Below are 10,197 nucleotides of genomic sequence, written 5' to 3'. Positions count from 1 at the left end.
ATTTTTGCCAAATCTTTTCGGGTGGGATAAATAATTGCTGTATGAAAAAGACCCACACTGTTTTTTGGCGGTTGGGGTCCATTTTTACTTTGCCAGGTGTTTAATCCAATATGATGATGATAATTACCGGCTGCTATGAATGCAGCCTCTTCGCCAAACTTTTGTTTGAGCTTAAAACCAAGTAAACCTGTATAAAAGGTAAGTGATTCTTTTAAATCACTTACCTTTAAATGAACATGACCAATTTTAGAATCTTGAGGAATTGTGTAAAAGTTCTTTTCCATTTTAGACTATTTTTTTACAAGGTTCTAAACTCTATTAATTTATGTTTGAATTACCCCAAGGTTGAAAGGTTTTTCAATTGGAGCGTGATTGGCTGCTTCAATTCCCATACTTATCCAGGTTCTGGTGTCTAATGGATTGATGATCGCATCGGTCCAAATTCTTGCTGCAGCATAATAGGGAGATATTTGCTCATCATAGCGGGCTTTGATTCTATCATAAAGTTCTTTTTCAACTTCGGGAGTTATTTTTTCACCCTTCTTTTTTAATGATGCGGTTTCAATTTGTAACAATACTTTTGCGGCACTATTACCACTCATTACGGCAAGCTCAGCACTTGGCCAGGCAACAATGAGTCTTGGGTCATAGGCTTTTCCACACATTGCATAATTACCGGCTCCATATGAGTTGCCAATCACAATCGTAAATTTTGGAACTACAGAATTACTAACTGCATTTACCATTTTAGCACCATCTTTAATAATACCTCCATGTTCACTTTTACTGCCCACCATAAATCCTGTTACGTCCTGCAGAAACACCAACGGAATCTTCTTTTGATTGCAATTGGCTATAAAACGTGTTGCTTTGTCGGCACTGTCGCTGTAAATTACGCCTCCAAACTGCATTTCACCTTTTTTGGTTTTTACCAGTTTTCGCTGATTGGCAACAATTCCAACAGCCCAGCCATCAATGCGTGCATAGCCTGTAAGGATTGTTTTACCATACCCTTCCTTGTACTCATCAAATTCAGAGTTGTCAACCAACCTTTTAATGATTTCAAGCATATCATATTGATCTGCTCTTGACCGGGGGACAATTCCAAAGATATCTTCCTGGGGTTCTTTGGGTTTTGCAGTTTTAATCCTGTTGAAGCCGGCTTTATCAAAATCACCAATTTTTCCCATTATATTTTTGATGGTATCCAGCGCATCTTTGTCGTCTTTTGATTTATAATCTGTCACGCCACTGATTTCGCAATGTGTTGATGCTCCGCCCAGAGTTTCATTATCTATATCTTCTCCAATGGCTGCCTTTACTAAGTAGCTGCCGGCAAGAAAGATACTTCCTGTTTTGTCTACGATAAGTGCTTCATCACTCATAATAGGAAGGTACGCTCCACCAGCAACACAACTGCCCATAACTGCTGAAATTTGAGTGATACCCAAACTGCTCATTACTGCATTGTTTCTAAAAATCCGTCCAAAGTGTTCCTTATCGGGAAAAATTTCATCTTGCATTGGTAAATAAACACCGGCGCTGTCAACTAAATAAATAATTGGTAATTTATTTTCAATGGAAATCTCCTGCGCTCTTAAATTCTTTTTTCCTGTTATAGGAAACCATGCCCCTGCTTTTACAGTTGCATCATTGGCAACCACAATACATTGTTTACCATTTACATAACCCATTTTTACAACAACACCTCCACTTGGACAACCTCCATGCTCTTCATACATATCTTCTCCTGCAAATGCTCCAATTTCAATGCTTGGTTTTTTTTCATCCAGTAGGTATTTTATGCGTTCACGAGCTGTCATTTTACCTTTTGCCTTGTGTTTTTCAATGCTTTGTTCTCCACCACCCAACTTGACTTTAGAAAGACGCTTTCTTAAATCTGAAACTAGCATTTTATTGTGATCTTCGTTTTTATTGAAGTTGATGTCCATAGTGTTAATTTAATTTGTGCTAAAATACAAATTCCTTTTTAACGAAATTGTTCAAATAAGTTTAAATCAAGATTAAAAACATCCATTTTTTTCAAATTGAAAGTTCATTTAAAATACCGATATTTGTATTGTGTAATTATGAAATAGATGAATATTCCTTAAGGAAGTTTAGCTTGTAAAAATTTATAAAAATGAATAAAAAAACAAATAAAAATACCATTTTAGGATGGGCAACTTTAATTATGGTTATAATGGGACTACTTTTAATAGCATTGGGTGTATTCAGGTATAATGATGTTGCAGGGTGGGGCTTTGGAGCAACCGGCGTAGGTTTTTTATCCATAGCCTGGGTTTTCAATGAGCTGAAAGGGCGCGTTTAAATCATATTCTTTACCAATTTTAAATATTCAATGTCAACTCAATCTTTTTATAAAATTTCTCTATATCATTTCCAATTCAAAATAAATTCAATATGTCTGACGATAAAAAAGTAATATTTTCAATGTCGGGAGTTTCAAAAACTTATCCTGGCGCACAATCTCCTGTTTTAAAGAAAATTTACCTTAGTTTTTTCTACGGTGCCAAGATTGGTATTTTGGGATTAAACGGTTCAGGAAAATCATCCTTATTAAAAATCATCGCTGGTGTTGATAAAAACTATCAGGGAGACGTAGTTTTCTCACCGGGATATTCTGTGGGTTTTTTAGAGCAGGAGCCACAGCTTGACGAAGAAAAAACAGTATTGGAAGTTGTAAAAGAAGGAGTTTCCGAAACGGTTGGAATACTTGAAGAATACAATAAAATCAACGATATGTTTGGATTGGAGGAGGTTTATTCTGATTCTGATAAAATGGAAAAACTAATGAACCGCCAGGCAGAATTACAAGACAAAATAGACGCTTCAAATGCCTGGGAATTAGATACCAAACTAGAAATTGCAATGGATGCGCTTCGCACCCCGGAAGGCGATCAAAAAATAGGTGTATTGTCCGGTGGAGAACGCCGTCGTGTTGCTTTATGTCGACTTTTGTTGAAAGAACCCGATGTGCTTTTACTCGATGAGCCAACAAACCACCTTGATGCAGAAAGTGTTCACTGGCTGGAACACCATCTAGCCCAATATAAGGGTACAGTTATCGCCGTTACTCACGATCGATACTTTTTAGATAATGTTGCGGGATGGATTCTTGAACTTGACAGAGGTGAAGGAATTCCGTGGAAAGGAAACTACTCTTCCTGGTTAGACCAAAAAGCCAAACGTCTTGCTCAGGAAAGTAAATCGGCCTCCAAGCGGCAAAAAACTTTGGAACGTGAGCTTGAATGGGTGCGAATGGCGCCTAAGGGAAGACAAACAAAACAAAAGGCACGTTTACAGAACTATGACAAACTCTTGAGTCAGGACCAAAAACAACTTGATGAAAAGCTCGAAATTTACATTCCTAACGGGCCGCGTTTAGGGACCAATGTTATTGAGGCTGTCAATGTAAGCAAAGCCTATGGTGATAAGTTATTGTATGACAATCTAAACTTTAATTTACCACAAGCCGGAATAGTTGGTGTAATTGGTCCTAATGGAGCCGGAAAAACAACCATTTTTAGAATGATTATGGGAGAAGAACAGCCTGACAAAGGTGAGTTTAAAGTAGGAGACACAGTTAAAATTGCTTATGTTGATCAAAACCATTCAAATATTGACCCTAACAAATCAATCTGGGAAAACTTCTGTGATAGTCAGGAACTCATTATGATGGGGGGTAGGCAAGTAAATTCAAGAGCTTATTTAAGTAGGTTTAATTTTGGAGGAAGTGAACAAAATAAAAAGGTTTCAGCACTTTCGGGAGGCGAGCGTAACCGACTTCATCTGGCAATGACACTTAAAGAAGAAGGAAACGTGCTTTTACTCGATGAGCCTACAAACGACCTCGATGTGAACACGTTAAGAGCACTTGAAGAAGGTTTGGAAAACTTTGCCGGATGTGCTGTAGTAATATCTCATGACAGATGGTTTCTTGACAGAATATGTACGCATATACTGGCCTTTGAAGGAAATAGTGAAGTCTATTTCTTTGAGGGAAGTTTTAGTGATTATGAAGAAAATAAAAAGAAACGTCTTGGAGGTGATTTAATGCCAAAACGTATCAAATACAGAAAACTGGTGCGTTAAATAAAAAAAAATTGCAGTATTCAAATTTGAACAGTCACAATGAGTTACTCAAGCACTTTTTCTTTTGAAAACTGTACTTCATATAAATTTCGATAATGTCCGTTTTCAATTTGAAGTAATTCTTTATGATTTCCTATTTCCACTATTTTTCCGGCTTCCATAACGATAATAACATCAGCTTTTTTGATAGTTGCCAAACGATGTGCGATCACAATAGAAGTACGGTTACGGGTAATTTTTTCAGTAGCATTTTGAATTAATTGTTCAGAATAAGAATCTACTGAAGAGGTGGCTTCATCAAGTACTAAAATACCGGGGTTACTTACATATGCTCTTAAAAAAGCAATAAGTTGTCTTTGTCCTGAAGAGAGCATGCTTCCACGTTCTTTCACATTATATTTATATCCATCGGGCAACGTCATTATGAATTTATGAACACCAATTTCTTTAGCAGCTTGAATGACTTCCTCTTCAGTTACATCAGGGTTGTTGAGAGTGATGTTGTTCATTATGGTATCTGCAAATAAAAAGACATCCTGCAAAACGACACCAATTCCTTTTCTGAGTTTACTCAAAGGAACTTCTTTAATGTTTCTTCCATCTACATATATTGCCCCGCTTTTTAATTCATAAAAGCGAGATAAAAGGTTAATGATTGTTGATTTTCCGGCTCCGGTAGCTCCTACAATTGCTACTGTCTGGTTGGGTTGCACATCAAACGAAATGCCTTTTATAACCATTTCTTCATCATCATAACTGAAGAATACATTTTCAAATTTAATTTGACCCCGAATATCACCAAAATCTTTTGTGCCTGTGTTTTCAATCGAAGCTTCTGTATCTAGTATTGAAAATACTCTGTTGGCCGCTACCATTCCCATTTGAAGCGTATTAAACTTGTCTGCTATTTGACGTAAAGGCCTAAAAAGCATTTGAACCAATTCAATAAACATAACAATAATACCCAAGGTCATTCCCTCAAGTTCTAATGCTTTCAATCCACCATACCAAACAACAATTCCGATTGTAATTGAAGATAACATTTCTACAACTGCAAAAAAGATGGAGTTGTACCAAACGGTTTTCATCCAACCCATTTTATGCTTGTCATTTATAACTTCAAAGTTTTCATACTCTTTTTGTTCACGCGTAAAAAGATGAACTATTTTCATTCCTGTGATACGCTCCTGAACAAATGAATTAAGGTTAGCTACTTGATTGCGTACCTCTTCAAAGGCTACTTTCATAGCTTTTTGAAAAAGCCTTGTGGCATACAGAATAATTGGAAGCATAGCAAAAACCAACAATGAAAGCTCCCAGCTTGTAACTAGCATTACGGTGGTTATCACAATCATTTTCAATAAATCACTTGCAATCATAAATAAGCCTTCACTAAAAACACTTGCTATTGTTTCCAAATCATTTACGGCACGTGTTGTAAGTCTTCCAACTGAACTTTTATCAAAATACTTCATTTTAAAATTGAGTATTTTATCAAAAAGTTTAATGCGAATATCTCTAATAACATTAAATCCTAAAAAATTTGAAAAGTAGATGAAAGCAAATTGAAATAATACTTCAAGCAGCAGTACTCCACCCATCAAGGAAATGTAAAACACTAATAATTCGTTATCTTTAGGTGTAAATGCTTGATCAATTGTATACTGCAGAAGTATGGGTCTTAAAACACCAAGCCCAGACATGACGATGGCAGCAATGGCAACAAACCAAAAAATGCGTCTATAGGGTTTAGTTTGACCCAGTAAACGCTTAAATAGTTTAAAATCAAATGCTTGTCCTGTTGTTGCCATGGTTTAAATAAATATCTCTTTTGTGTAACTGATATGGGTTAAATACAAGCCTTTTGCTGGAACTGAAGTTCCGGCATTACTTCTGTTTTTACTTTCTATAATTTTATGTAATGCGTTTATTTCTTTTTTACCGGACCCTATTTCTAGTAGAGTTCCAACAATAGCTCGCACCATATTTCTTAAAAAACGATCGGCTGTGATAGTAAAAATAAGTTTGTTGCCATCTTTTTTCCAATGAGCAAACTTTATTATGCAATTATAGGTTTTTACATCGGTTTTTGTTTTTGAAAAGCATTGAAAATCTGTATAGTTGTATAAAATTTTTGCAGCCTCGTTCATTTTTTCTATATCGGGCACATGAAATAACCGATAACTGAAAGCCTCCAAAAATGGATCTTTAACGGTGTGAAGATGATACTCATAGGTTCTGCTCAACGCATCAAAACGGGCATGAGCATTTAATTTTACTTTTGAAATGTTTTTTACTGCTATATCAAAAGGTAAAAAAGAGTTTAGTTTAAACTTAAATTGTTCATTTTGTAATTCATCAGGTGAATCAAAGTGTGCAAAAAGTTGTTGGGCGTGAACACCTGCGTCTGTACGTCCTGCACCAACAATTTCAGTTTTACTGCGTAATAGCGTACTTAAGGCCTCTTCCAGAGTTTGTTGTACAGAATTAGCATCAGCTTGTATTTGCCAGCCGTGATAATTTTCTCCGTTAAATGCTAATTCAATAAAATATCGCAAGGATTCCTCTATTTTTGTAAACCAGGCAAAGATACACAAACCTGATTTTGAATAAAGAAAACCACTTTATAATTAATTGTGAAAAAAATACTTTTACTTTCAGATACTCATAGTCATGTAGACGAATCCATATTAAAATATGCAGCACTTGCTGATGAAGTTTGGCATGCCGGGGATATTGGCAGTTTTGCTGTGACAGATGCTATTGAAAAAATAAAACCCTTGCGTGCTGTGTATGGTAATATAGATGACACTAAAATAAGGACGCAATTTCCTTTACATCAGCGCTTTAATTGTGAAGGAGTAGATGTTTGGATAACTCATATTGGAGGATCACCGGGAAGATACAACCCGGAAATTAAAAAGGAAATGAATCAAAATCCACCTAAACTATTTATTTGTGGGCACTCCCATATTTTAAAAGTGATGCACGATAATAAAAATCAACTTTTGTTTATGAACCCAGGCGCGGCAGGGAAATATGGTTTTCACAAAGTGCGCACTATGTTGCGGTTTGTTATTGATGAAAAACAAATAAAAGACTTGGAAGTAATTGAGTTTAAGCGATAGTAACCCTAACACTTGAAACAAAAAAAGCCCCAAAGTTGGCATTCTCCGGGGCTTTCACACTAATACTACTAAGATTTCAGGTTTAGCGCAATCTGTCAACAGATTTTACGAGATTCTCATCCTTGATGATAGACCGGTTGGCCATCACTAGTAAAACGATAGAAAGAATAGGAAGAAACATCCCAATACCCTTCTCTGAAACCAATGTTTCTCCGGGTACGCTTAGCGACCGATAAACGAAAACTCCTAGTAAAATAAAATTTGACAAGATGTTTAACCGATTAAAAACAAATTGTCTTTTTCTTCTTTTATAAGTTAGAATGGCAATAATTGCCAAAGCTATTGAAATAAAAATCAATGCAAAAAAAACAGGTTCATCTCTGGTGTATAAAAGGTCACCAGACTCATTTTTCACTTCCGGAAACCAGACAAAAAGCCCAGTCATTATGAAAGCGACTAAAAGCATATATAATGTTTGAATGCGTTGTATCATGGTTTGTGTCCTGTTTGTGAAGCAAAAATAATGTTTCTTTTAAAAAAATTCTATCAAAAATTAAAATAATGTTGTATTATTGCAACAGTAATTCACAACCCACTCAATAGCGGTTGTTTATCTTCCAGATAATATCAAATTACCATCTTCAAAAATTTATTTAAAAAGGTACTATAACTTTATAATTCATTACCATACATGTTTGAAATTTCAGATTTAAAAGAGCAGAAGCTACCTGAACTTCAGGAAATTGCTAAAACTTTAGGTGTTCCAAAATACCGATCCTTAAAAAAACTAGAACTCGTTTATCAAATTCTCGATTACCAGGCAGCCAATCCAAAAGCTGTTGCCCCACTTGTAAAGGAAGTGAAAAGCGATAACCAAAAACCAACTAAGCAGCAAGATTCAAATTCTTCAAAAAAGCAAAGGGAGCCAAGGGATAACCGTTCTCAAAATAAAAATCAAAAAAAATCAAAACCAAATCCTGTGAGTTCAAATAAAGAACAAGACCAAAAAAAAGAGCACTCAAATCAGAATTCAGCTCAAAAACCTGTAGATAATAAATCGCAGGATAAGCAAGAAAATAAGCAAAGTCAGGATAAAAAGCAAAATCAGAAGTCACACAATTCAAATGACAAAAGGGATGCCGGTAAATCAGATTCTAAAAAGGATTCCAACGACTCCAAATCTGGTCAAAACCAAAGGCACAACAAAAATCAGCAAGATAACCAAGGATCTAATAATAAAGGTAACACAAGTCAAAATAATCAACAAGGAAATAAAGATAAACGAAACCGCTATCGAGAACCTGATTATGAGTTTGATGGAATTATTCAAAGTGAAGGTGTGCTTGATATAATGCAGGATGGTTATGGTTTTTTAAGATCAAGTGATTATAATTATTTATCATCTCCTGACGATATTTATGTTTCTCAGTCGCAAATCCGCCTTTTTGGTTTAAAAACCGGAGATACAGTTTTGGGCGAGGTTAGACCTCCAAAAGAAGGTGAAAAATATTTCCCTCTTATCAAGGTTATACGTATTAATGGGTTGAACCCAAATGTTGTAAGAGATCGCATTGCATTCGAACATTTAACACCTTTGTTTCCACAGGAAAAATTCAAATTAGCAGAAAAACAAAGCACCATTTCTACCCGTATAATGGATTTGTTTTCACCTATTGGAAAAGGGCAACGCGGAATGATAGTCTCTCAGCCAAAAACAGGTAAAACAGTATTACTAAAAGAAATTGCCAATGCAATTGCTGCCAACCATCCGGAGGTATATCAAATGATTTTATTAATTGATGAAAGACCTGAAGAGGTAACAGATATGCAACGCAATGTAAATGGAGAGGTAGTCGCTTCTACATTTGATAAAGAAGCCAATGAACACGTTAGAGTTGCCAACATTGTTTTGGAAAAAGCAAAACGCTTGGTTGAATGTGGACACGATGTTGTAATTCTGTTAGATTCTATTACTCGTCTGGCAAGAGCATTCAATACAGTTCAACCTGCATCGGGTAAAATATTGAGTGGTGGTGTTGATGCCAATGCACTTCATAAGCCAAAACGCTTTTTTGGTGCTGCAAGAAATATTGAAAACGGCGGATCGTTAAGTATCATTGCAACAGCACTGACTGATACAGGATCAAAAATGGATGAAGTGATTTTTGAAGAATTCAAGGGTACTGGAAATATGGAACTTCAACTAGATCGAAAAATTGCCAACCGAAGAATATTCCCAGCAGTTGATCTAAATGCTTCAAGTACACGTCGCGACGATTTACTTTTAGAAGAAAATACGTTACAGCGTATGTGGGTAATGAGAAAATACCTCGCAGACATGAACCCAGTAGAAGCGATGGAATTCATTTATGACCGAGTAAAACAAACCAGAAATAACGAAGAGTTTTTGATTTCGATGAACGGATAAATTATATTTTATTCAATTTATAAGAAAAAGGCATTGCTTAATTGTAGTGCCTTTTTTATGTGGTGTCAGTTTATGTATCTTCGCAAAAAATAAATAAATGAGCATAGTTTTTATACTTCTAGGTTTAACTCTCTTAGTGATAGGGGGGGAGTATTTGGTTCGTTCTGCAGTGGGGCTTTCGTTTAAATTGAATTTATCAAAAATGGTCATAGGTCTTACGGTAGTTTCATTTGCTACCTCAATGCCTGAACTAATTGTAAGTTTACAAGCTGCACTTAAAGGTTTTTCTGATATCTCATTAGGAAATGTCATTGGATCAAATATTGCAAATATTGGATTGGTTTTAGGGCTTACAGCAATAATTTCACCCATAATTATTGATAGAGATTTTTATAAGTATAATTGGCCGGTAATGATGTTATTTTCACTAGTGCTTTATTTATTTCTAGTGAATGATAACATGCTATCACTAACTGAGGGTATTGGTTTTATAGTGGCAATGATTCTTTATTTATTTTTTTTAAT

At 35.5% G+C, this 10,197-nt stretch carries 9 protein-coding genes and 1 pseudogene; 5 read left to right on the top strand and 5 right to left on the bottom strand.

The features are described from left to right. Together AACY61_RS03095 and AACY61_RS03090 are read right to left on the bottom strand one after the other, a co-directional pair. The coding region (locus tag AACY61_RS03095; RefSeq protein ID WP_339610077.1) for a VOC family protein at positions 1–284 on the bottom strand (284 nt) is incomplete at its 3' end. 39 nt (positions 285–323) lie between these two features. Beyond that, the gene (locus tag AACY61_RS03090; protein ID WP_339610075.1) at positions 324–1,952 is read right to left on the bottom strand and encodes a carboxyl transferase domain-containing protein; all 1,629 of its coding nucleotides are present in this window, start codon (positions 1,950–1,952) and stop codon (positions 324–326) included. A gap of 191 nt (positions 1,953–2,143) precedes the next feature. Here AACY61_RS03090 and AACY61_RS03085 point away from each other — a divergent pair, with 191 nt between their 5' ends. Together AACY61_RS03085 and ettA are read left to right on the top strand one after the other, a co-directional pair. After that, the gene (locus AACY61_RS03085) at positions 2,144–2,332 is read left to right on the top strand and encodes a CAL67264 family membrane protein (protein ID WP_339610073.1); all 189 of its coding nucleotides are present in this window, start codon (positions 2,144–2,146) and stop codon (positions 2,330–2,332) included. A gap of 92 nt (positions 2,333–2,424) precedes the next feature. Then, positions 2,425–4,116: an energy-dependent translational throttle protein EttA gene (gene ettA / locus AACY61_RS03080; protein ID WP_339610071.1), complete on the top strand. Its 1,692-nt coding sequence runs from the start codon at positions 2,425–2,427 to the stop codon at positions 4,114–4,116. 44 nt (positions 4,117–4,160) lie between these two features. Here ettA and AACY61_RS03075 read toward each other — a convergent pair whose 3' ends face one another. Beyond that, a complete protein-coding gene (locus tag AACY61_RS03075) occupies positions 4,161–5,927 on the bottom strand; it encodes an ABC transporter ATP-binding protein (RefSeq protein ID WP_339610069.1) in 1,767 nt (588 codons plus the stop codon). Between the two features lie 3 nt (positions 5,928–5,930). Then, positions 5,931–6,674 (bottom strand): tRNA pseudouridine(38-40) synthase TruA, encoded by a 744-nt coding sequence (gene truA, locus AACY61_RS03070; RefSeq protein WP_339610067.1) that lies wholly within the window; start codon positions 6,672–6,674, stop codon positions 5,931–5,933. Between the two features lie 78 nt (positions 6,675–6,752). Between truA and AACY61_RS03065 the strand changes: the two genes are divergently transcribed. Further along, the gene (locus AACY61_RS03065) at positions 6,753–7,244 is read left to right on the top strand and encodes a metallophosphoesterase family protein (RefSeq protein WP_339610065.1); all 492 of its coding nucleotides are present in this window, start codon (positions 6,753–6,755) and stop codon (positions 7,242–7,244) included. Positions 7,245–7,326: 82 nt separating this feature from the next. On the opposite strand, the gene AACY61_RS03060 is transcribed toward AACY61_RS03065, so the two are convergent. Then, complete coding sequence (locus tag AACY61_RS03060) at positions 7,327–7,737, bottom strand: DUF4293 domain-containing protein (protein ID WP_339610063.1); 411 nt, start codon at positions 7,735–7,737, stop codon at positions 7,327–7,329. A 198-nt stretch (positions 7,738–7,935) separates the two neighbouring features. Between AACY61_RS03060 and rho the strand changes: the two genes are divergently transcribed. Together rho and AACY61_RS03050 are read left to right on the top strand one after the other, a co-directional pair. Continuing rightward, positions 7,936–9,672 carry a transcription termination factor Rho gene (gene rho, locus AACY61_RS03055; protein ID WP_339610061.1) on the top strand — a complete coding sequence of 579 codons (1,737 nt, stop codon included), beginning with the start codon at positions 7,936–7,938 and terminating at the stop codon, positions 9,670–9,672. A 97-nt stretch (positions 9,673–9,769) separates the two neighbouring features. Next, positions 9,770–10,197, top strand: a pseudogene (locus AACY61_RS03050) (sodium:calcium antiporter); the annotation flags it as partial.

The organism is uncultured Planktosalinus sp. (genome assembly GCF_963973675.1).
In the GTDB taxonomy this organism is placed as follows: Bacteria; Bacteroidota; Bacteroidia; order Flavobacteriales; family Flavobacteriaceae; genus Planktosalinus.
Note: the sequence above shows the minus strand (reverse complement) of the source record. Positions and strands in the feature narration are given on the sequence as shown.

Bases quoted from the DNA above. Each gene is read 5' to 3' on its own strand.
- AACY61_RS03090 (WP_339610075.1), bottom strand. From the start codon at position 1,952: ATGGACATCAACTTCAATAAAAACGAAGATCACAATAAAATGCTAGTT.
- AACY61_RS03085 (WP_339610073.1), top strand. From the start codon at position 2,144: ATGAATAAAAAAACAAATAAAAATACCATTTTAGGATGGGCAACTTTA.
- ettA (WP_339610071.1), top strand. From the start codon at position 2,425: ATGTCTGACGATAAAAAAGTAATATTTTCAATGTCGGGAGTTTCAAAA.
- AACY61_RS03075 (WP_339610069.1), bottom strand. From the start codon at position 5,927: ATGGCAACAACAGGACAAGCATTTGATTTTAAACTATTTAAGCGTTTA.
- AACY61_RS03060 (WP_339610063.1), bottom strand. From the start codon at position 7,737: ATGATACAACGCATTCAAACATTATATATGCTTTTAGTCGCTTTCATA.
- rho (WP_339610061.1), top strand. From the start codon at position 7,936: ATGTTTGAAATTTCAGATTTAAAAGAGCAGAAGCTACCTGAACTTCAG.